Origin of the sequence: Mixta theicola (assembly GCF_002895925.1) — a bacterium.
GTDB lineage: Bacteria > Pseudomonadota > Gammaproteobacteria > Enterobacterales > Enterobacteriaceae > Mixta > Mixta theicola.
Genome location: NZ_NWUO01000008.1, coordinates 153,807 through 175,990 on the forward strand (window position 1 = coordinate 153,807; position 22,184 = coordinate 175,990).

General features: G+C 51.7%; 19 protein-coding genes and 1 pseudogene. 14 read left to right on the forward strand and 6 right to left on the reverse strand.

Annotation, left to right across the window (positions count from 1 at the left end; genetic code table 11):
- The first annotated feature begins 52 nt into the window (after positions 1–52).
- The 7 genes from COO59_RS12520 (at position 53) to COO59_RS12550 (ending at position 7,777) form a co-directional block, all read left to right on the forward strand.
- Positions 53–1,045, forward strand: a complete 993-nt coding sequence (locus COO59_RS12520) for a helix-turn-helix transcriptional regulator (RefSeq protein ID WP_103060124.1) — start codon at positions 53–55, stop codon at positions 1,043–1,045.
- The gene (locus tag COO59_RS12525; protein WP_103060125.1) at positions 1,035–2,249 is read left to right on the forward strand and encodes a YaaW family protein; all 1,215 of its coding nucleotides are present in this window, start codon (positions 1,035–1,037) and stop codon (positions 2,247–2,249) included. The genes COO59_RS12520 and COO59_RS12525 overlap by 11 nt, the downstream gene beginning before the upstream one ends.
- A 9-nt stretch (positions 2,250–2,258) precedes the next feature.
- On the forward strand, positions 2,259–3,857 hold the full coding sequence (locus COO59_RS12530; RefSeq protein ID WP_103060126.1) for a hypothetical protein: 1,599 nt from the start codon (positions 2,259–2,261) through the stop codon (positions 3,855–3,857).
- A 119-nt stretch (positions 3,858–3,976) separates the two neighbouring features.
- Positions 3,977–5,005, forward strand: coding sequence for a radical SAM family protein (locus COO59_RS12535; protein ID WP_103060127.1), 1,029 nt, complete (start codon positions 3,977–3,979; stop codon positions 5,003–5,005).
- Positions 5,002–5,847 (forward strand): histidinol-phosphatase, encoded by an 846-nt coding sequence (locus COO59_RS12540; protein ID WP_103060128.1) that lies wholly within the window; start codon positions 5,002–5,004, stop codon positions 5,845–5,847. The genes COO59_RS12535 and COO59_RS12540 overlap by 4 nt, the downstream gene beginning before the upstream one ends.
- Positions 5,848–5,858: 11 nt before the next feature.
- Positions 5,859–6,989, forward strand: a complete 1,131-nt coding sequence (locus COO59_RS12545; RefSeq protein WP_103060129.1) for a hypothetical protein — start codon at positions 5,859–5,861, stop codon at positions 6,987–6,989.
- Positions 6,986–7,777, forward strand: coding sequence for a glycosyltransferase family 32 protein (locus COO59_RS12550; RefSeq protein ID WP_103060130.1), 792 nt, complete (start codon positions 6,986–6,988; stop codon positions 7,775–7,777). Before COO59_RS12545 ends, COO59_RS12550 begins: the two co-directional genes overlap by 4 nt.
- Here COO59_RS12550 and COO59_RS12555 read toward each other — a convergent pair.
- The 4 genes and pseudogenes from COO59_RS12555 to COO59_RS21265 form a co-directional block, all read right to left on the reverse strand.
- Complete coding sequence (locus COO59_RS12555; protein WP_240614130.1) at positions 7,732–9,273, reverse strand: glycosyltransferase family 9 protein; 1,542 nt, start codon at positions 9,271–9,273, stop codon at positions 7,732–7,734. The two genes, COO59_RS12550 and COO59_RS12555, sit on opposite strands and share 46 nt — an antisense overlap.
- 201 nt (positions 9,274–9,474) lie before the next feature.
- Positions 9,475–11,664 (reverse strand): DEAD/DEAH box helicase, encoded by a 2,190-nt coding sequence (locus tag COO59_RS12560; protein ID WP_103060131.1) that lies wholly within the window; start codon positions 11,662–11,664, stop codon positions 9,475–9,477.
- A complete protein-coding gene (gene abpA, locus COO59_RS12565) occupies positions 11,661–13,277 on the reverse strand; it encodes an anti-bacteriophage protein AbpA (protein WP_103060132.1) in 1,617 nt (538 codons plus the stop codon). The genes COO59_RS12560 and abpA overlap by 4 nt, the downstream gene beginning before the upstream one ends.
- 346 nt (positions 13,278–13,623) lie before the next feature.
- Positions 13,624–13,755: pseudogene (locus tag COO59_RS21265) on the reverse strand (GmrSD restriction endonuclease domain-containing protein); the annotation flags it as partial.
- 61 nt (positions 13,756–13,816) lie between these two features.
- On the opposite strand from COO59_RS21265, the gene COO59_RS12570 reads away from it, so the two are divergent.
- The 5 genes from COO59_RS12570 to COO59_RS12585 all read left to right on the forward strand — a co-directional run bounded on the left by COO59_RS12570 (position 13,817) and on the right by COO59_RS12585 (position 17,180).
- Positions 13,817–14,937, forward strand: a protein-coding gene (locus COO59_RS12570) for an IS3 family transposase (RefSeq protein ID WP_103060133.1) whose coding sequence is annotated in 2 segments (ribosomal slippage) — positions 13,817–14,075 and positions 14,075–14,937 — 1,122 coding nt in all. Because the reading frame shifts where the segments join, the coding sequence is not laid out codon by codon here.
- 92 nt (positions 14,938–15,029) lie between these two features.
- On the forward strand, positions 15,030–15,158 hold the full coding sequence (locus tag COO59_RS21495) for a hypothetical protein (RefSeq protein ID WP_276308273.1): 129 nt from the start codon (positions 15,030–15,032) through the stop codon (positions 15,156–15,158).
- Between the two features lie 275 nt (positions 15,159–15,433).
- Entirely contained in the window at positions 15,434–15,865 is a 432-nt protein-coding gene (locus tag COO59_RS12575; protein WP_103060134.1) for a TOBE domain-containing protein, read from the forward strand.
- Between the two features lie 290 nt (positions 15,866–16,155).
- Positions 16,156–16,890 (forward strand): AzlC family ABC transporter permease, encoded by a 735-nt coding sequence (locus COO59_RS12580; protein ID WP_103060135.1) that lies wholly within the window; start codon positions 16,156–16,158, stop codon positions 16,888–16,890.
- Entirely contained in the window at positions 16,887–17,180 is a 294-nt protein-coding gene (locus COO59_RS12585) for an AzlD family protein (RefSeq protein WP_103060136.1), read from the forward strand. The genes COO59_RS12580 and COO59_RS12585 overlap by 4 nt, the downstream gene beginning before the upstream one ends.
- 18 nt (positions 17,181–17,198) lie before the next feature.
- Here the strand turns inward: COO59_RS12585 and COO59_RS12590 are convergent, their stop codons facing one another.
- The gene (locus COO59_RS12590) at positions 17,199–17,663 is read right to left on the reverse strand and encodes an Lrp/AsnC family transcriptional regulator (RefSeq protein ID WP_103060137.1); all 465 of its coding nucleotides are present in this window, start codon (positions 17,661–17,663) and stop codon (positions 17,199–17,201) included.
- Between the two features lie 388 nt (positions 17,664–18,051).
- Between COO59_RS12590 and COO59_RS12595 the strand changes: the two genes are divergently transcribed.
- Positions 18,052–18,408 (forward strand): hypothetical protein, encoded by a 357-nt coding sequence (locus tag COO59_RS12595; protein ID WP_103060138.1) that lies wholly within the window; start codon positions 18,052–18,054, stop codon positions 18,406–18,408.
- 428 nt (positions 18,409–18,836) lie between these two features.
- The gene (gene yddG, locus COO59_RS12600) at positions 18,837–19,745 is read left to right on the forward strand and encodes an aromatic amino acid DMT transporter YddG (protein ID WP_103060139.1); all 909 of its coding nucleotides are present in this window, start codon (positions 18,837–18,839) and stop codon (positions 19,743–19,745) included.
- Positions 19,746–19,976: 231 nt separating this feature from the next.
- Here the strand turns inward: yddG and fhuE are convergent, their stop codons facing one another.
- A complete protein-coding gene (gene fhuE / locus COO59_RS12605) occupies positions 19,977–22,175 on the reverse strand; it encodes a ferric-rhodotorulic acid/ferric-coprogen receptor FhuE (protein WP_103060140.1) in 2,199 nt (732 codons plus the stop codon).
- Positions 22,176–22,184 lie beyond the last annotated feature (9 nt).

A 22,184-nucleotide genomic window follows, 5' to 3' on the forward strand; every position in this document is an offset into this window, starting at 1 on the left:
TCTGATATGCATAAATGCGTTACGCATTCAGGGTGCTGCTACAGGAGCCATAATGCCAAAGCGAACAAACAGCGTTGATACCACATTTTTTTCTCTTGAGCTGTTGCGCCGCATTCCGGGTAATCAGCGCATTACTGCCCATGAGTTGCACCAACAACTTTTGGATGCAGGTATTGAGCGTAATGTGCGTACCATTCAGCGCCAGCTTGAACGCCTGAGCCAACACTTCGATCTGGAGTGTGATGATCGTAGCCGCCCCTATGGCTGGCGATGGCGGGTAGGTTCGCGAGGCCTGAGCTTGGCGCAGCTATCGCCAGCAGAATCACTGCTGATGCAGATGGCGCAGGCGCAGTTAAAGCACCTGTTACCCGCGCATCTGATGGCTTCATTTTCGCCATTTTTTAGTCAAGCGGGACACACTCTTAGCCACAGCGGACAGGCGCAGCGAGAGCGGGAATGGTCGCAGAAGGTGCGGGTGGTCGCTGCCAGTCAGCCGCTCCTACCACCGGTGATCCAGGAAGGCGTGTTTGACGCGGTCAGTGAAGCGCTTTACCACAACCGTTGGCTGAACATTGATTACAGCAATGCTCACGGTACTCGCCGTCAGGCGGAGGTGATGCCCCTCGGGTTAGCCCAACAGGGCTCGCGTCTGTATCTGGTTTGCCGCTTTAAAGGCTACGATAACGAACGCAGTCTGGCTCTGAATCGCATTACCTCGGCGGTGTGCAGTACCTTTCACTTTTCACGCCCCGCAGATTTTAACCTCAAACGTTACGACGATGATGGGCGCTTCGGATTCGGCGAGGGGCGAAGTATCCGCATTTATTTCACCCTCGAAACTGCGCGGGCGCAATTGTTGCTGGAGTCGCCACTTTCAGCGGACCAACAGGTCAGCGAGCTTGAAGACGGGCGGCTGCATTTTAGCGCCACGGTAATCGACAGTCCGATGCTTGATGGCTTTCTTGCCACCTTTGGCAGCACCATTAGCAACATTAAACGCGAAACAAACAATGTCAGTACAGAACAGGAAAACAATGATGAGTAATGGTGATCGTCAACTGCTGCCAGTATTACGTGATGCATCGGATAGCGAGTTGGCCCCACTGGTGGAATACATTACGAAGGCGTTCAGCAACGGTATTGAGAGTAAAGCACGTTATAAAACCCATTACCCGGCACACAGTCAGTATGCAGATCTGATTGCCCATGAGCTGTGCGAGTTTGGTGGCAATACCGTCGTCAATCTGTTTCGCGGCGGCGGCCCGGAGTGGAAAACCGTGGTGATCGATGTGGCGGACAAGTTTGATGCGACCTACGAGAAGGACTGGAGCGTTGATCGTATCGAACTGGCTGTGCTGGCGGCTATTACTCGCAAGGCTTGGTCGGATATGGACCAAGCTCAACGCAAAAATCTGCTTGAAAAAATGGATCTTACTCAGGGTAGTACGATGCTTTTCCCAGAAGCAAAATTAATGACGCAGTTGCAGTCTAGCCGCTTCTCAAGCTTGCTCTTGGCATCGTTAATTGCCAACGTTTTTGCCAGCCAACTGCTCGGACGGACGGTGGTGATGTCCGCAGCCTCGTTTGTGGCTGCGCGAGGGGCAGCTTCTTTCTTGGGACCGATTGGCTGGGTGATTACTGGGCTATGGACCGCCCTAGACCTGGCGGGACCAGCGTTTCGCGTTACGATCCCTGCAGTGGTTCAGGTAGCACTACTTCGCCAACGGATTCATGCTACGGCGGAAGCCGATAAAGTTTGGTGGGAGTATCATCGCTGGCAGGATGAGAAAGAAGCTGACAGCTGGGTGGCGAACATGTTTCGTATGGTAGGACTCTCTACTGCAGCCAGTGTAAGGCGTGAGCGCAATATGGCGTTTGAGCAGGGAGTGGTGGCCGGGCAACAGCAGACGACGGAAGAGTATGCAGATCAGGTCCTCAAAAAAATGGATGAAGTTCAGCGATTTGAAAAACGTTGTGAGGCAATGCTTGCTGTTGCCTTTGCTTGTGCTAAAGAGGAAGGTATCGCGCCGTCTGACGTGCGCAGCGATATCGAAACCTGCTGCCTGGGGATGATGAGCGGGCATCTTTCCTCGATATTACAAGCCACAATTAATCGTCTTATTGTCAATCCGCCTGATATCCACACTGCGCTTGAACAGGCGTTCGAGTTAGGTATTCAGGAAAATGAGGCTGCTGAGCTAATGGCGGTGCTTCGTGAGGCATTTAGCCAGCGTGCAGGTGCGTATTAAGGGGAGATTATGGACAGAAAAACACTTTTATTGCTATTGCGTCTGAATCAGCAGCGTCAGCGTCAACGACAGACAAGCGAGCTCATACCATCACCAACAAAAGAGGTCGTTATAGTATCCGATGTCAGTGCTTGGCAGGCACATCAGCAAGTTCGGCAGTATCAACAGAAGTGGCGCACGGAACAAACCACATTGATGCTGGCTGAGTGCCGACAGCGTCTTCTGCATAGCATTATTGGTCCGTTTGGGCTGGGAAGTATTGTCTCTGCGTGGGACAAGGTGGGGGGGAATGTCGATACCATTCATAATGTTCGCTCCGGGGTGTATGCCACGGAAGAGGAGCAAGTGCGTTATGAAAGCCGCGGTAAGTACAACAGTGATCCATACCATAAGCACGACAACTACAAGAAGACCAACGCCGGAAACAGTAAAAAACAGGATGCAGGCGAAGCAGTGGATGCCTATACCGGACAGGCACTGAGCAGGAATACCGATGCGGAGCAGGATCACCTTATTTCTGCCGCCTCTATCCATAACGACCCTGCGGTTTGGCTGGCGGAAGCCAATGGAGCGGATCTGGCGAACCACAAAACCAATCTGCATCAGACGCACCACTCGATCAATGAATCGAAGTTGCAAAAGAGTGCAGAGGAGTACATCGCTTGGTTGAACAAAAACCGTGCCGATCGCGATGCCAAAATCGCCCGGTTGGAAGAGAAAGCCAAAAATGAGCCTTTGAGCAAAAAAGATCAGAACGCACTGGAGAAGTACAAGCAGCAGAACGCCGTCGATCAGGAAAAATTGCGCGAGCTGGATGAAGTGGCGCGCAAGCAGTATGAAAGCAGTCTTCGTTGGGGCTACTACGGTAGTGCAAAATTCGGTGCATATTTACTGAAAACCAGCGCTGTCGAAGCGGGGAAAATGGGCCTACAGCAGGCGATTGGCTTGGTGTTGACGGATTTTGTCGACGGCCTGTTGTTAGAAGTTCACGACAGCTGGCATAACGGGTTTTGTGATGGGGTGGACCAGGAGCATGTCTGGGAGGCATTAAAAATCCGTGCTGGGCGGGTGGCAAAAAGCTGCCTCGATAACTGGCGCAACGTGCTAACGGCGTTTCGTGACGGGACCATTAGCGGAATCATTAGTAACTTGATGACAACGCTGATCAACACCTTCTTCACAACTGCCCGCAACCTGGTGCGAATGATCCGCGAAGGGGTTTTTTCGCTGTTCCGCGCAGCCAAAACTGTATTGATGCGACCAGAGGGTACAAGCCGTGCCGAAGCACTAGATGCAGGGCTAAAGATTGCTGTCAGCGGCGCATTCGTCATTGGTGGCGTACTGCTTGAAGAGTACCTCAGCAAAACTCTCGGCGCGATGTTTGCCGTTCTGCCCAGCGGGCTGATCACGACTATGGTAGCTGTGCTGACGGGGTGCGTCACCGGCCTTGGTACCGTATTAACGGTCTATATGCTCGATAGGTTAGATCTGTTTGGCGCGCAGCACCAACAGGAAGACAATGCAGTACTAGCGATGCTACAGGACGGTAGGGCGCAGGCCGATGCGCGTTTACTGGCTCTGTTGGGATCGGACCTGGAACCTGTCTAAATACATCAAAGGCACCGATGAGATATATGCAGAGAATTGGTGTTTGAAACATACACTGCAAAAGAGTTCCATTTGTACCAAATTGAATTTTTTTTCGAAAATATGGCGGAATATTATATATGGATTTACATGGTCATTTGCTTTATGTGGATATCACCCAGATCTGCGGCATCGGCTGTGCGTTCTGCATGTATGCGGATAAGCACGTAACGGGTAAGAGTATGGTGCTGTCAACGCAGGCACGTGACAATCTGTCTGCGCTCATTAATGATCCATCCGTAAAGCGTATTTCCGTGAGTGGCGAAGGTGAACCGCTCAATAACATTCACACCTTTTATGAGTTACTGGCGTTGTCCCGAGGGGGCAACAGCTTTGAGTTTATTACCAGCGGTTTTTTTCGCCATGAGAAGATGGAAAAGATCTTTGATGAGATCAATCGTCTTGTCTCCGCCAATGGTGATACCTGTAATATTCGCCTGAGTTCAGATAGCCACCATATTGAAAAAATAAAATGGCGTGCACATGGATTTAGCCTGGATTATGTTCAGCGCAAAAAACCGTCATCGCTCAGTTTTTCATTTCGCTCAATTGATACCGATCGGACCTTCACTCGCGAATATCTGGTGAGTGAACTGGCTTCATGGGGAATTAACGCCAGCATAAAGCCAGTCAGCGTACTGGAGGACAAATTATTAATAGGTGCGGACACGTTTAACATCGACTACAAAAATCTGGTTCATCCTGCAAGAGATACGCCGGAGGGTTATCTGGACTTGCAGGGATATATTGCCGCGATTGAGTCCAAAGTGGATAAACCTTTTACCTTTGGCAGCCTGAACCGTGCACCCCAGCCCAATGGCATGGACGTGACAATTAAACCCAACGGCGATGTGTTTCTGTACGGTATTGAGACCGAGCGTGTTGCAAATATCCATTCTGATGCGATCGACTGGCATCATCTGGCGAGCCATGTGCGGGAAAATCCCTTGTCGCGCGCGTTATATACCCAGCCGTTAACCGAATTGCTGGCGCGGCTGGAAGACACCCCGCAGCTTCGCGCGATCATCGCGACCGCCAATAATCCTTACTGGCTGGTCAAAGAGATGGGGAAGCATTCCGGGTTGCTTGAACAATGGAAGGCCACATGATTGATTCGCACTGCCACTCGTTCTACTCGAAACATGCTGTAGGTACCATCGACGAACTTGTTTGTTCCTCGATTGCGGCGGGGGTGACGGTACTCACCATCACCGATCATGCTCCGTTCCCGGTGGATGCGCAGAACCGTTTACTGGAATCGGAACTGGAGCGCTATTTCGCCGATATTGATAAGGCGCAGCAGACCTATAAAGGCGAGATCACGCTGCTACGCGGTCTGGAACTGGATTATATGCCGGGTACTGAGCGTTATAACCGGCAATTACTTGCCCGCTATCCGATGGATTTTGTCATCGGTTCAATTCACTACGTCACTGTTGCCGATGAGCCGATGGTGAAGGTCTGGGAACTGCCCCGGTTAGCGGCAGCCTCCTTTCTGGGCAAGTATTTTGCTCAGCTTGAAGCATTGCTGGAAAGCCAGTTGTTTGATGCGGTTGGGCACGCTGACACGCTGCTGCGCGCGATCCCAGAGGATGTGTTTTTGCGTCGCTTTGAACCGCTGATTGCGCCCCTCGTACGCAGCGGTATCGCATATGAGCTGAATGCTTCGGGTCTGCGTAAATCCAGCCTAGATCCGACGACGAATAAAGAGATTACTGGAAGATGGTCTTATCCCTCCCGCGCTTTGCTGGCGAAATTACTGGAGAACGATGTGCCAATGACCATCGGGTCCGATGCTCACGATCCGCGAGATGCCGGAGCGGGGATCGCCGAGTTGATGGAGGCACTCAGGCCATTAGGGCTTCAATCCATCAGCTATTATCAGCAGCGTCAACGCATTGATGTTTTGCTGGATGACCTTCAATTTCACACTGTGCCAGCGTCTCGCTAAGGATCTTCACCATGAATGGACTAAAAACCCCGCATTCACTTGCGTGGAACACATTGCACAACGAACCGCTCGCAACCCAGTTGGCAATGTTTCGCCAGGCCAGTGCACAGATCAATGCGCAAGATGTTAAATCCGGTTTTCGCGCGTTCGCGACCGATTTGCTGGCGCGCGGTTTGATCGACATGTCCGATTACGTCGCTATTTTTGGTGGCAAGGCGCTGCATTATCTGACGCCGAATGCGACTGGATCATTTTGCGATATGCGCACCGGTGCTGACGCGACAACATTGGCGGGCATTTATAGCCGTGCGAAATATGGCGGAGTGAGTGAGATACGCTATCTGGCTCGGTGCGTTATCGACTATCTTGCCGCAGAACTGGATGACACCTCCTCCTCATGGTCAGGGTTGTTTTGCCAGGCCAAAGAGGAGGGGGAGAGTGTTGTGATGATGACCACGGGTTGGCGTAATGTGCCTTCCACGGCCAATGTGCTCTACGATATCGTGGTTGAGGAAATTAATCTCACGTTGGCGCATAAAGGATTGCCCACCATTATCAACGTTAAACTGCCCAGGATTGCGCCGCCGTGTGAAAATTACGCCAGCCTTAGCCAGGCCGAGCGCGATCGGGTCAATCTTGTGCAGGATCATGTGATCCCAGCGGAGAATTTTTATCGCTGGAGCGGCGTGCATGTCATTTTTGGCGATGACGTGCTGGTGACTGGGGCAACGGCGGACAAAGTGTTATATGAATCGCTGTGTAACGGCGCCCGGTCATTTCGTGCCATTTACCCTGTGGCGCTCGATCCACAGTTGGCTTTAACCGATGCGTCGGTGGAGGATCGGCTGAACAGCGTGAGCGTGAAGCAGCATCTGGATGAAAACGTCGCGCAACTGCTCTCTGCTCCGGGTTATCAGCCCATTCTGCGTGCGTTGCGTCTGTTATTTGGCGAAGACAACCGGGATAGTTTACCGGCTTTCCTGCCAAATGTACCGGCGTTGACCTGGCTTAATCTCTATAAATCAGCGTTAAATAATGAGTTTTTGGCTCAGCCTGCATGCGCGCCATCACTGGTGATGCTCAGAACATATCTGATGCAAAATGGGCTGTTATGTGCGAAAGGTAAGGTGCTGGTGAAATGACGTCCGACACTATCCATTACGTCAGTTACTGGGAAAACGCACCGGGTCAGACCATGCCGGCTTATGTTGCCCTGGCACTGGTTTCTATGCGCAGAGCTCTGGGCGATCGTTTTCTTCTGCTTACGCAGCGAACGGTAAGCGAGCACATCGATGCTGACATCATGAATAAAGCCTGGGCCTTTGAACCGCTGAACTTTACGCTGGCGAACGGCATTGAAGCTATTGTGGCGAAAAGCGATTTCATTCGCATGGCGTTTGTACATCGCTGGGGCGGGGCATGGTTGGATGCGGATACGTTGCTGTTTAGGGATCCGACTGTTGAGTTATTTCCGACAGGGTTGAGCCATAAATTGCACTGGCATAGCGAGTGTATTTTCGCGTCCCTGCCGGGAAACCCCATACTTGCGCAAGCCTTAGCTATAGGGCTTGAGAGCGAGAATCACGCTTGGGGTAATCCTGGGAACATCAAAAATATCATTGCCCAGGCTGCCGATGCTGCCATCCCGATTAGCGGGGATGTCATCGATCCAGGACACCGTCCGCTTTACAACTTTGCTGGTTGCGAGGTGATGCGTCGCACCGATATTGCTGTTGGGGCGTTTTTGATTAAAGACGTGGCCATTCTCAAACTTTACAACACCTATTTCCGGCGTACCGAAGCCCGGAGAGAAACCGTGGCTGAATTCCTGGCGGGTGGTTCGCTGCTGGCAAAACTGTTTTTGCATATTGAGGCGAATGCGGATTACTGGGTTAAAGAAAGTGACAAATTGATAGCTTCCGTTGCCTGAGTACCGCTTTCGCCCAGTACGATAGCCTCAGCGGGTAAGTGGAGTCGACAGTGCGTGGCGCCATTGAGGTTAATGCGCGGCGCGATTGCTTCGTGAATGGTCGGCGTCCGGCGGTGTGGCGAGCCGTGGGCAATATACAGCCATGCGGGGATTCGTTCAGGTAAATGGCTGAACTCAAGTTCAATGCGCAGTAGATCGAATATCTCATTGGTGCGTCCACTGGGAGTCCAGGCCAGCGGCGCGGTACGGTGATCGGGCCGCACGACTGCGACAGGAATGCTGAATTCAAGGTTGATCGTCCCGGCATAACAGCCTGCAACTTCAGGAAATTTTTCACAGATTAAGGGCAGTTGTCGCGCCAATGTGCCCGTCGCTACCCCTAGCCCGGAGATGATTCTGGCGTTAAGCGACATGCTGTTTTTCGCTTCTGTTGGCAGCGTTAAGAGAGTCTGCAATGCGTTCATTAATGACGTTAGCGAAAAAGCATCCATATTTTTTTTGCCCGTACGACGGAGTGTGTCTGGCTGTTGCTCGCTGTAGATCACCTGTGTAAAAGGTGAGCGAGGCGGCAGCCATGGGTTGTGTTGACCTGCAATCAACGGGTAGATCGCCACCAGCTTCGCTTTCAGACCAACAGCCATATGCACAATGGCAGTATCCACACTAACAACTGCCTGCGCGCGGCGAATATATCCTGCAACCTTTTCGGGCGTTAGCCCATCGCACAACACTGCTACATTATCGCGTGCAACTGCGTTTTCCAGATGCTGTGCGCTGTACAGCGTTGAAGGGCTGCAAAGAATGCCCACGGAATGGCTGGGAAACTCGTTGGCGATAGCTTGTAGAGCTGCGGTTGCCCGGGAAGGGGATAGCCCCTTGTCTTGTCGGCTGGCATAAGGATTAAATAGGATTTGAGGGGAAAACGCCGCAGGCGGGAGCTCGGCAGGCAATGGCACAATGTACTGAGTGTCGATCACTTTCGCGCCCAGATCTTGCAGAATATATTGGTACTGCTCCACGATATTGAGCGTGTTTGCAGCAAAACCCATTTTACAATTCACACAGCGCAGCGAATCATCAAGCGAATAGAGACTTGCCGGGCGGAGTAACCGCATAAAAACGATTTCGGCAGGTTGCAGTCGTCCAACCAGATGAACAACGACGTCGACATTACTTAGTTGGTTCACCAATCTGCGTAGTTCACCAAGCCCTGGATGCGGATTCGTAACGATGACTTCATCCACACCGAAGGTGTTGGCATGCATTTCAGCTAACTCCTTAACCGTAAGTACAGTCAATTGGGCATTGAGCTTACGTGATTCGCGAAAAAAGAAAGAAGATACGATGGCATCGCCCAATTTTGCATCCCAGCGAAGCAGAAGAATATGCAGTTTTTCGCCGGGGGTTTTCGTGGGCAGAGGTTTATCCGCCAGCAGGCGTAATATCAGCCTGGAAACCGCTTTGCGTAAAATCTGTAAACTCAACAATGTGCTCACCAGTTATTTTCTCATAGGGCTGATCCCCACCATACGGTTTTTTCGGCGTGATGCGGTGTATTCTAATTAGTCTCAAACTCTGTCTTACCGCCAATTGGGAAGCGCAATAGCAAGCGAGGTGAGCTGAGATTCGGTCAAAGCCATTATTAACAGGACGGAACGACCAGGATATACCGACCAAGGAACACAAACGCACCTAAATCAATGTTGTTCAATGCCGAGCGCGCGCCTGATGAACGACTGATCCACGTACCCAATCGATCGACTCCAAACGTCCTGAGTATCCCGAAGATACTGGCACAACTCATCCACATCAGCCTGGTCGGAAAATTCCAGCAAATCTACCAGCCGGTGTAACGTCTGAATGGGAATGCCAATCTCCTCCAAGGCACTTACACCTGGCGGTAGATGGAAATTCTCGAACGTCATTTTGGCATGCGTGTAATCGACTTTGCTGAGGATACCTCTCTTCAATGCATGGTATTTGACTACATCCTCCATTAAGCTGAGCACCTTAGGTAGGGTGTAACCGAAAGTATTGGTGATGAGCTTCAAATCATTGTTAATGGCGATGGAAAGAGAGCGCTTTTCCTCTTCAGACACCCACTGCCGTGCGCGATCAATCTGGCTTTTCAGATATTCCGAATAGCTTGCAGCGTTTGAATAACTGGCAAGTTTGGCAACCATTACATCAGTAGGATTAACAGGAACTCCATTGCGACTGAACGTATGGGGAACCAGTCTGGCAATAATCTTTGCAAAGGTCTTGAGGAAGTTTGTCGCGGGGGTCCAGTGAAACACCAACGAGGCAAATTCGGTGTCGTCCATCATCTCGAACATGCTTTGCAGCACTTCGAACTGCTCGACACGGAAGTATGAGTGCTTTTTCACAAGGTCGATAGAAACACGCTCGTTTATGAAGACTTCATCAAAGCGATCCTGTGAGAACTCGGACAAGTGGTCTGGTTGAACGCTGGCCAAGAGGTTAATTGGGGTATCAATATCTTGAATACCAAGCGGAATCTCCACCTCTTGATTGAGGTTGTCTTCCGGGATTTCCTCCAGGCAAAAGATTTTGCCGACGAAGTGAACACCCATGCGCCCGGCGCGCCCCTTGATGTTCCCATGGGTGAATTTGTCAATGCTGCGAGGCCCATCGCGGTTATCGTAGATCACGACGTTTTTTGCGATAGTGTTGACGCCTTCAATGATCGTTGAGGTACAAAGTAAGAAGCGCAGTTTTCCTGCATTAAATTGGTCAGCGGTGTATTGCTGCAGCGCTCTCGGCAGCGCGCCAAAATGCAAGCCGATACCGTTTCTGAGTGCCACCGTGTAATCCCAGTCGGCATCGAATTCTTCGCTAACCCAGTCAACATGAGGACTCTCAGTCTGAGTGCCATGCCCGAGCCTGATCAGCTCGCGAGCCACCCGACCGGCAACAGTTGGTGACTTGCAATAGATGATCGTTGCACCGACGCATGCGTGCGCGATCTTCGCCAGCGCGTTGAGCTTGGCTTCGTCGTCACTCGCTTTGATGCCGAACGTCTGAACATCTAGTGCCACCGTGTTGAAGTCGGTGGAAACAAAAGTATGCGGATACCCAAGTCTTTCGAGACCGCGAATGCTGTTAACGAACGGTCCAGTCAGGTAAAACTGCCTGGAGACCTTAAGCAGTTTGCTCAACGCAATGTTGAGCTCGATAACTCGCTCGTCTTGATGATCAACTGCCCCGCTTTTGAGTTGACGGAACGCCAACTTGTAAAACTCGTCAATGACGAAGAGGTCAATGTCGATGATGTCGTCACGCTCGTTCACTCGCTCCTGCGTTAACACGTAGACAGCCTGATCGGAATGGCACACTTGGGAACTGTGGTGAATAATCTGATATCGGTCACCGAATCGCTCTTGCAATCGGCGACGGGTTTCGTCGGCAAGAGCCACGGTCGGAACAACCAGAACGAGCCGCTTCAACGTTCCCATGCCGAGCAACGAATCGACAATTGCGCTTTTACCCATGCTTGTAGGAGCGCTCAGTACCACGTTTTGACCGGACTTGAGCAGATCGAATATGTGGAACTGCATTGAGTGGAAAACGTAACCATCCGAGAATGGCGTCCGGTATAGCTCAAGTACCCTCAGGTCGTCCGGTGTCAGGCCAGTGAACTCTTTTTTGAGGTACGGGAACAAACCTGATTTTCTCACCATATTTTTCAAAATTGTGGTGTGCTCGGAAAACCGCTCGCGCGAATCGAGAGCACGCACGATCAAGTCCCGTCCCAAGTCATACGAAACAGGATTGGACAACAGCTTGTTGACCGCAAACAGGTAATTGAAAGATGAGAAGTCCTCACCCTGCAGGCTATGTTTCGCCTGTTCATAGACCTCTGTCATACGACCTCTCTCACCTTCTCATCAACCAATTGGGTTAACCGCTCAAGACTCGGAGCTGGATAAATGAACACGTGGATGCAAAGATTCGCGAACGGCGAATCTTCGATAAGGTCAGCCGCGAATTTTTCGAACAGCACCGTCGTTTCCTTCTCCAGGTAATCCTCGAACCCCGGCGTTTCAGGATCGGTTAGCAGGTTCGAGTCGTAGCCCACGAACAGAACAAACGTGAAACGATCGAGGTGAGCATCGAAAGGTCGGCTGCCATCGAGAATTTCGTCAATGTCGTGGCGAAGCAGGTAGTTATCGTCTTTAATGTCGAGGATCTTTCTGCGTGCTGTATCGATGCAATCCGAAATGTCCTCGTACAACCGATCCCGTATCTCCGGCAATCTGACGGCAATGTCAATATCAGTCACCAACTCGCTGAAGCCAATCCAAAGCTGATCACCTTCTGGATCGCGGCGAACGATATGCACGTTTTCAAGAATTTTTTCGGCCCCTGCTTTTTCCACGTATAGCATGCAAGGGATAGGCTGGCTTTCGTGGTGCTGCCGGATCGTTGCGTGCAACAGTACTCGACCCAAGAATTCGCTGACGTCATGGAGCGATTTGAAGACGGAATTCTTTAGTCGTTCTCGCTTTTCAATGAATGTCAGTTTATGAATATCAGACATTTCTTTTGGTCGGAGAAAGACCTCATCCAACCATTGGCAGACGTTATCCGCGATGTGCTTGTAGCGGTATTGCTTAAGAGAGTACTGCTGATGTAGTACCTGACCTTTACGCTTAGCGCAGACCGAAGCCATAGGCGCTCTGAATGGCGTAAGGATATGGGGTAAGTTCCGTTTGACGTAGATTTTGCGGCCTGACCGAGATTGGTCATCTTCGACACGCTGCTTGAACCACTCAAGTAGGTCTGGTCGGAGATAGGACTTGTCATCAGCACTGTGAATGCGTCGAGAATGCTCGCCCTTGCGCGTCACGGTATCAAGGATGCGGCACCAAATGTCTTCGGCGACGGTTTCGGAACTGAGAATGACCCCATGCAGATCCTGGGAGGCCAGCCGTATGTTCTTGATCCCCAAGAGTTCCAGTTCTCGCAGGGATGAAAACACTTCCCATGTAGCCGCATCGATCCAATCTGAAACGCTTATACCTGAGGCTGTTAGGTAATTGTCTGTGCGTTTGTTGAGATCATCGATGAGTTCCTGTCTACCTGGCTTATCTAGTCGGGCGTTTAGGCTGATCGTCAAGTACTCAAGGGTTTTGTTGACCTTTTCCTCTGTGACGATGGAGTACCTACGGCCAAGGGCCGCGCCCGACTCACACTGCATCGATTTGTGCAAAATTGAGCTGCAGGGGATCGTCTTTTTACCAGCACCTTTTGAGTTCTGAACGATATGCGAAATGTTCCAGCGTGTCTTGTCAGTGCTTTTTACCTGAACGAATTCGATGTTTCCATCAGATACAATATCGATATCGTCTGTGACCTCGCAGCGCACACTGCGGATAGTCTTGTCACGAAGCATTCGGGTGACATGGTAAGCGGCTACGCAGTCCTGAAATAAGAAACCGTGCTTGGCGGCTACTCCGCCTGAATCGTTCGACTCCATTTACACATCCGTGACAATTTTGCGAAAATTAAGAAGATGTTATGGCACAGTCCAATCGGATCACTGCATCATCATCAGTGATCTAAATACTTCACAGCCATTCTCGGACGCAGGTATCAAGCTTTTCAGGATTCCACAAATATTGGAATCCTGACGTCTAATTTGGTTATATAACATACTGTTCCAACTCACGTAAGGTAGGCACAGCCCTAATCAAGGTTTTGGTTTTCAAATCGTTCAGAGCTGAGACCGCCAACGGCACTATGGCACCGCCAGCGATTGTAATCACACTTGATATTATAAAACACAGTTGCACGCATTATTTACTGGTTGGTAGGGTCATATCTCAATGCTCTTTGAGCAATGTCAACATCGCGTGTTCATGGCTTTCTATGTTGTTGATGCCTTCCCCATCCGGCCCCCACTCCTTATAGCTCATCATGATGGCTTGTTTTAGGCTCTCTGCTCTGACCTGCTCCCCGTTGATTAGTACACCCCGATGTTAGTAATGTCTTCATAAGCCACATGAGGACATTCCCATGAAGAAGCGTTTTTCCGACGAACAGATCATCAGTATTCTCCGCGAGGCCGAAGCCGGGGTATCCGCCCGTGAGCTTTGCCGCAAGCACGCCATTTCTGATGCCACGTTTTACACCTGGCGTAAGAAGTATGGTGGTATGGAGGTGCCTGAGGTTAAGCGCCTGAAGTCGCTTGAGGAAGAGAACGCCAGACTCAAGAAGCTGCTTGCCGAAGCCATGCTGGATAAGGAGGCGCTTCAGGTGGCTCTTGGGCGAAAGTACTGACGACAGACCAGAAGCGCGAAGCCGTGATGTTAATGTGTGATGCGACCGGTCTGTCGCAACGTCGTGCCTGCGGGCTCACAGGCTTGTCCCTGTCGACCTGCCGCTATGACGCCCGGCGTCCAGCTGCTGATGCCCATTTATCAGGGCGCATTATTGAGCTGGCACTGGAGCGCAGGCGTTTTGGCTACCGCCGCATCTGGCAGTTACTGCGCCGTGAAGGGCTTCATGTTAATCACAAGCGCGTGTACCGCCTTTATCATCTGAGGGGGCTGGGCGTAAAACGCAGACGACGTCGTAAAGGGCTGGCAACAGAACGTCTGCCGCTGCTTCGCTCGGCGGCACCCAATCTGACCTGGTCGATGGATTTCGTCATGGACGCACTGGCTACAGGTCGCAGGATCAAGTGCCTTACCTGCGTCGATGACTTCACGAAGGAGTGCCTGACTGTCACCGTTGCCTTTGGGATTTCAGGCGTGCAGGTCACGCGTATTCTGGACAGTATTGCGCTTTTTCGCGGCTATCCGGCGACGATAAGAACTGACCAGGGGCCGGAGTTTACCTGTAGAGCACTTGACCAGTGGGCCTTTGAGCATGGCGTGGAGCTGCGGCTTATTCAGCCCGGCAAGCCGACACAGAACGGATTTATTGAGAGTTTTAACGGACGCTTTCGCGATGAATGCCTGAATGAACCCTGGTTCAACGACGTCAGTCATGCCAGAAAAATCATCAGTGAATGGCGTCAGGATTATAACGAGTGCCGCCCGCACTCCACGCTGAATTATCAGACGCCGTCTGAATTTGCGACGGGCTGGAGAAAGGGTAATTCTGATAGTGAAGGATCCGACATTACTAACTGAGCGTTGTATCTAATCCTGGGGGCAGGTCAGATCCACCGGAATCGAGTGATAATTGGGACACGTTTAGGTACATGGTATAGCGTGGGCCATACATGTGTACCAATTATGGATGGAAGTCATGGCTGACCCTGACCCAAAATTCGATATTGCTTGTTCAGGGAATCGATCCGCAGCGTCAAATCGAACTGGATAGCGTTTTCTCGGTAGTTGCCGCCAATTGATTTCAGCTTAAAAGTAAGAAAGTGATCTTACCCACGTAAAGCGCCGCATCTGTACTGTTGACGCGGGTTGTTATTCCTTTCGTTAACGTATTTAACTTTTCCAGCTATTTCAGCATCATTATCGTGACCATACTGGTTATGCTGCTGATGCTGTCGGTCGGGTAGTGGATTAACCGCGATGCGGTTATCACCCTCTGTTTTTGTTATCTCAATGAAGCCTGCCTTCATATACAATCTGGATAGCCATCAAACCATCCAGCGTAAAGGAGAGCAGCATGTCAATATCTGCACGTAATCAGTTGCCCGGTAAAGTTTTCGCCGTTCGTCCTGGCTCTGTAAATGACGAAGTGGAAGTTTCCCTTGATAAGGGTGGGAAACTGGTCGCCGTTGTGACCAGTAGTAGCAGAAACACGCTGGGTCTGGAGCCGGGTAAAGAAACCGTCGCGCTTATCAAAGCACCCTGGGTCATTCTGGCTACCGAGGAAAGCGGTCTGCTTTTTTCAGCCCGTAATCAGTTCCCCGGCAAGGTAACTTCTATGGAAAAAGGCGCGGTAAACTCTACCGTTCATATCCTTACGGATGAAGGACTTACCCTGACTTCCGTTATTACTAATGAAAGCACCGGAGAAATGGCTCTTAACGTAGGTACCAGAGTCATCGCCCTCATCAAAGCTTCTTCCGTTTTGCTTGCAGTCAGAAAACCCTGACGACGAATCCATCAGAACGGCTTCAGTTTCTCTTATACAGGACGACGCGTGACGGTTGTCCTGCCTTACTCTCTGGCATAGCCAATTAAGCCAACGTTTCTGGGCGGAATGCTTAAAATGCCCAATAAACATTGGTCAAATTTTTAACAGCCGAAACAGCCTCGCAATTTAAAGCCTCAAAAGTTATTGCTTGCGCAATTATATGCCAATTTATTGCGATGCTGCCTTCTAAACGCAACCCAATGCCAGGCGATGCCTCATACAATAAGTGCTCATTATGGAGGCCGTTTATGTCTGCTCACTCCCAACATCTGTCCGGTGACTTTACTTTTCGCCGTGAAATCGCGCGTGGCTCGGCCGCCGCGTTTCCGATGCTCATTGGCATTCTGCCGTTCGGCCTGTTGTTGGGCGCTCAGGCGGCACAAAAAGGGCTTTCGGTAGCCAGCCTGGCTCTGCTGACCGGCCTGAACTTCGCCGGAGGTTCGGAGTTTGCGGCCATCGCGCTGTGGACCTCACCGCCGCATGTACTCACTATTGTGTTAGTCAGCCTGCTGGTAAATAGCCGTCATCTGGTGATGGGAGCCTCATTCGCGCCCTACCTGAACCATCTGCCCGCAAGGAAAGTGCTGCCGGCCCTGTTCTTTATGTGTGACGAAAGCTGGGCGATGAGCATGGCCGACAACGCGCGTCGTCGGGCTCTGGGCTTATCCCCCGCATTTAGCGTCGGATATTACGCTGGCCTTGCCGGCGCGATGTGGCTGCTATGGATTAGCTCAACCGCAGCAGGCGTGCTTATCGGTCCGACCCTGGGCGACATTACCCGCTGGGGCTTTGACATGGCCTTTCCGGCGGTATTTTTTGTGCTGCTGAAGGGAATGTGGAAAGGGTTCAGAGTTGCTTTTCCCTGGCTGGTCAGCCTGGTTACCGCCGCTGCCGCCTTTCACTTTTTGCCTGGCGCGGCTTATGTTCCCATCGGCGCGCTAAGCGGGCTGTTAGCCATTTTTCTGACAGGTAAAAAAGCATGAGTCTTCTGACCACGGTCACCATTCTGCTGATGGCGCTGACAACCTACTTTACCCGCGTGGCAGGCTACCTGCTTCTGCGCAACCGAACGCTCGGTCCCCGCACGCGCGCAGTTATGGATGCCGCGCCTGGTTGCGTATTGATTACGGTTATTGCGCCTCACTTCGTGACCACCAGCCCGGCCGATCTGCTGGCGCTGGCAATCTCTCTGCTGGCGGCCATGCGGTTTTCGCTGCTGCCGGTAGTGGCGATCAGCGTGCTGGCCACCGCCCTGTTGCGTCACCTGCTCTGAGTAAAAAGCCCGGCGCGTTTAACGCAGTGGAATTTCAGTGGTTTGCTTGATGGTCTGCATGGGCAGTTCGGTTTTCACGCTTTTAACGCCCCTGATGCGCGTCAGATGCTGAGTCTGAAACTGACGGTACGCCGCAAGATCGGTGGTCATCACGCGCAGTAAAAAGTCGCAGTCCCCCACCATCAGATGACATTCAACTACTTCTGGCAGCAGGCTGGCCTCACGGGAAAAATGGTCGGTGGCTTCTGCATCCTGGCTGGTCAGCCAGACCCGTACAAAAACCGTCAGGTTCATCCCCACCGCCTGCGGGTTCAGGACCGCAACGTAACGTTCCACAATCCCCGCCTCTTCAAGCGCTTTTACTCTTCTCAGGCAGGGAGACGGCGATAGCCCAACCTTTTCTGCCAGGAGATTATTGGCAAGGCGACCATCTTTCTGCAGTTCAGCCAGAATGGCCCGGTCGGTTTTATCCAGCTTAAACATCGGGTACGCCATATTTGTCGGTGAAAACGCGCATTATAACCTCAACAAACCTGAAAGACAGCCAGTGGCGTCGTCTGGCAATAGTCTCTGGTTATGCGTGGATCTAAAACGTAAGGCAATAACGATCGGCAGGATAACGCCAGCGTTCATCTCTCCCGGCAGTAACGGCAGCACCATCATCCGCAACCTGTCCGGGTGAGCAAAACGACGCCTGACGGCAAACCTATGTCATCAACAGTACCGGTTATCTGCCGCAGGCTTTGTTTCCCTGCCCGACTTTCAGGACAACCGTCCGGGTTTTACAGTTTATTCTGAAGGCGAACGCCGCCTTACCGTGCCATTGTTAACTATACTCTTAGACTGGTAACGTTTATTTAATGAGGGAATGATGAAAAAGACAATCATGGCACTATCTGCACTGCTGCTGGCTTCTCCTGTTTTTGCTGCAACCACCCACGCAACGGATGACACCGTCGCCACTGCGCATGAAGAAGCAAATACCGCGAAAGAAAAACTGCATCAAACGCAGCATCAGGGCAAAGAGATGAAGCTCAAATCTCAACATGCAGCGGAAGGTAAAAGCGATAACCTGAGCAGCAAAGCCAGCGAAGGCTCGCAGAAAGCGTGGGATAAAACAAAAGAAGGCACGGAAAAAGGCTGGGACGCCACGAAAGAAGGCTCCGAAAAAGGCTGGAATAAGACCAAAGAAGGCGCCAGCAAAGTTAAAAACAAAGTAAGCGAGTAACGCCCTTTTTTGGGTTAAAAAAGGCCGCAAATGCGGCCTTTTAGCGTTCATGTTTATTAAAGCTCTATTTTTCTACAAAAGCCAGAGCGCCTGCCCCTGATATTTTGGCAAAGCATCAGCAGGCGTTTTTGTTGCCAGTTCCGCAGTTATCATCCCGTCAGGGGTGCTTTTCACCATGCCCAGGCCGTTTTCACAGCAGGCGTAATTTTCACACCGAACAATAACTGTTTTTAATCCAGCCGTTTATAAAGTACTGCGGGTTATTTTATTTTTATAATATCCTTTCCAGGCAGCAGGTAATCCCCTGGTCAATATATTTACAGACTCCTTAACAGACTTAATCCTGGCGGCGATATTAATCATTAATTAACGGTTTAGCTGGGCGACGGTGCGATAACTGGCATTCATGGCGAGAGGTTTTTGAGGTAATGACGCATAAAAAAGCAACCCTGACTGGCTTGATTGCCGTTTTGCTGTGGAGCACCATCGTGGGGCTGATCCGCAGCGTCAGCGAAGGGTTTGGTGCGGTAGGCGGCGCAGCAATGATCTATACGCTGAGCGCGCTGCTGTTGCTAGTTACCCTGGGCTTCCCGAAGCTCAAAACCTTTCCGCGCGCCTATCTGATTATCGGCAGCCTGCTGTTTGTCTGCTATGAGCTATGCCTTTCGCTATCGCTGGGCTTTGCCAACAGCGGCACCCAGGCAATTGAAGTCGGCATGGTTAACTATCTGTGGCCCGGCCTGACGATTCTACTGTCGGTGTTGGTTAACCGGCAAAAAACCAGCCTGTTAATTGTTCCAGGGTTGCTGCTCGCTGTGGCCGGTATCTGTCTGGTGTTAGGAGGCAGCCACGGCTTCTCGGTGACGAATATCATCGCTAATTTGCACAGTAATCCATTAAGTTATGCGCTGGCCTTTAGCGGCGCGGTTATTTGGGCGGTTTACTGTGTGGTTACGCAAAAAATTGCGCAGGGCAGCAATGGCATTACGCTATTTTTTATTCTGACCGCTATAGCTCTGTGGATTAAATTTTTCTCTGCGCCACAGCCTGGCTTTATTATTAATACCTCGGTGATGATTAGCCTGCTCCTGGCAGCCTGCGCTATGGGGTTCGGCTACGCCGCCTGGAATACCGGAATTTTACACGGCAATGTTACCGTGCTGGCGACCGCCTCCTATTTTATTCCGGTGATTTCCGCCCTGCTTGCCGCGTTTATTCTGGATTCAACGCTGACGCTAACCTTTTGGCAGGGTTCGGCGATGATCAGCCTGGGATCGCTGCTCTGCTGGTGGTCAACCCGCACCGCAGAAATGACCAGGGCGCCGCGTAAGGTTTGATGAATAAACATGCGTTTAATGCGCTGATTATCGCCAGATGAAAAATGCCCTGCACAAACCCGGTATTTTTATACAAGAGATCTGACAGCGCGAGGTTATATCACGCTACATAATGAAAAAGCCCCGTTTATGCGGCCTGCCTGCCCTGTGCGCTAACCAGCAAAATAAAGCATCAATAATAACCGGCTGATAAACAACAATGGCTCCTGCACGGAGCCATTATTATCTGGGTCAGAAGCTGTAGTTCGCGGTGATGGAAACGTTACGCGGCGCGCCGTAAACGATATATTGCCCAACGTAGGTGTCGTAGGATTTATCGAACAGGTTATTCAGGTTAGCCTGCACCGACAGCTGTTTGGTGACCTGATAGCGGCCAAACAGATTCACCAGCGCATAGCTACCCTGCTCTGCTCGCCAGTTGCCGTTGCCTTCCGGTCCTGCCACATCCTGCCAGACGTGCGTCTGCCAGTTAATGCCGCCGCCGAGCGTTAAATCGCTTAAGGTCGGCACATTGTAGGCAGCAAACAGTTTCAGGCTGGTGCGCGGCAGCATCGGGTTGACGGCACTGCCTTCGCCATCTTCCGCCACGTAGCGCGTCGCGCCGAACGTCATCTGCAGGTTATCGGTTACCGCACCGTTAACCTCAAATTCAATGCCTTTACTGACCGTGCCCTGCGCGGCGGTATAAGCCAGTTCACCGTTGGAGTTCGGGATAATCGCGCCGGTGCTTTGCGCGACGTTATCCTGCTCAATGCGAAATACCGCAGCCGAGGTGGTCAGGCGGCTGTTCAGCCAGTCCGCTTTTACTCCGGTTTCGTAGTTTTTGCCGGTCACCGGCGCCAGGTAGTTGCCGTTGATATTCCGGTTGGTCTGCGGGTTAAAGATTGAGGTGTAGCTGGCGTAAGCGGACCAGGTGTCATTGATGTCATAAACCAGGCCCGCATAAGGCGTAACGCGATTCTTCGCCAGATTCTGCGTCAGCGTGCTGGTGCTCCATTTGGTATAGCGCGCGCCCACAATCAGCGTCAGCGGATCGGCCAGCGAAATGCGCGTTGCCGTATAGGCTGACTTTTGATGAACCGTATCTTCCTGCGCCAGGCTTAGCTCTCCCCAGTTGGTTTCAGGGAAATTGCCGTTCCAGTCATTGATATTGCCCACGTCATCCGGGGAAAGATTGGCAAACGCGCTCATATAGCGGTTGTTTTGTCGGCTATAGCTAACGCCCGCCATCAGTTCATGCTGACGGCCAAACAGCTGATAAGGCCCACTGGCAAAGGCGTCAAGCGCACCTGTTTTGCGCGTGCCGGTATTGTAGCCGGTGCCGCCGATGACCGGATAATTGGCGTAAGCGCTGACGCCTCGTCCGCTGCTTTTATCGAAGAAGCCATCGATATAAAGCATTTTGCTGTCGAGTTTGGTTTCCGCATGGGTGCCGTTCAGGGTGAACTGCCAGCCGTTGTCGAAGCGCTGTTTCAGCGTGGCGAAGACTTTTCTGGACTCCGTATCGCTGTAGGCCCAGTCAGGCGCGGTATTGTCGCTGCGATCGTAGCTGATTTGGCTGCCGTCCGTATACCAGCGCGGTAAGCCGCCCCAGGCTGGGCTGTCGGCATGGTTTTCCTGATAGTCGTAGCCCACCGATAAAGTGGTGGAATCGGTCAAATCCGCATCCAGCACGCCATAAATGAATTTTTTGTCAGCGCTGTAGCGATCAAGATAGCTGTTTCTGTCCTGATAGCCAGCCACCACGCGTCCGCGTAGGTGGCCTGAATCGGTTAAGGGTGCAGACAGATCAAGAACGTAGCGCTGCTTGTCCCAGCTGCCGTAGCTGGCAGAGACGTTGCCGACAAACTCGCGGCTGTCGGCGTGCTTACGTACCATATTCACCGAGGCGGATGGGTTGCCCGTGCCGCTCATCAGGCCGGTCGCGCCGCGCACCACTTCGATACGATCGTAAATCGCGGTATCAGACAGGGCGTCGCCGAGGTTCCAGCGCTCTTCAAACAGGGTCGGAATGTCATCAACCATGTAGTTATCAATCATAAACCCGCGCGAATAGAAGGTGCTGCGATCGAGATCGGCCACCTTTTCCGTTACGCCGGTGGTGTTCTTCAGCACATCGCCCAGCGACTGCAATTGCTGATCCTGCATGCGCTGCTTGCTGATAATAGTGACGGATTGCGGAATATCGCGGGCGGTTAAGGTCATTTTGGTACCCGCCTGGGTGACCGGCACGCTGTAATCACTGTGCTGCGGGCTCTCTTCGCTGTTGGCGGCGGCATCCACCACCAGCGTTTCTTCCTGCTGAGCCGCATATGCAGCGTTCCCGTGCAGCGCGATGGCGATCAGCGCGGCCAGACAGGTTAAACTCCGTCTGGCTGATGCGCCTCCGCTAAGGCGGCTTTCCCTGTTATCTACTGAAATTAAAAGCATTTTTTACCT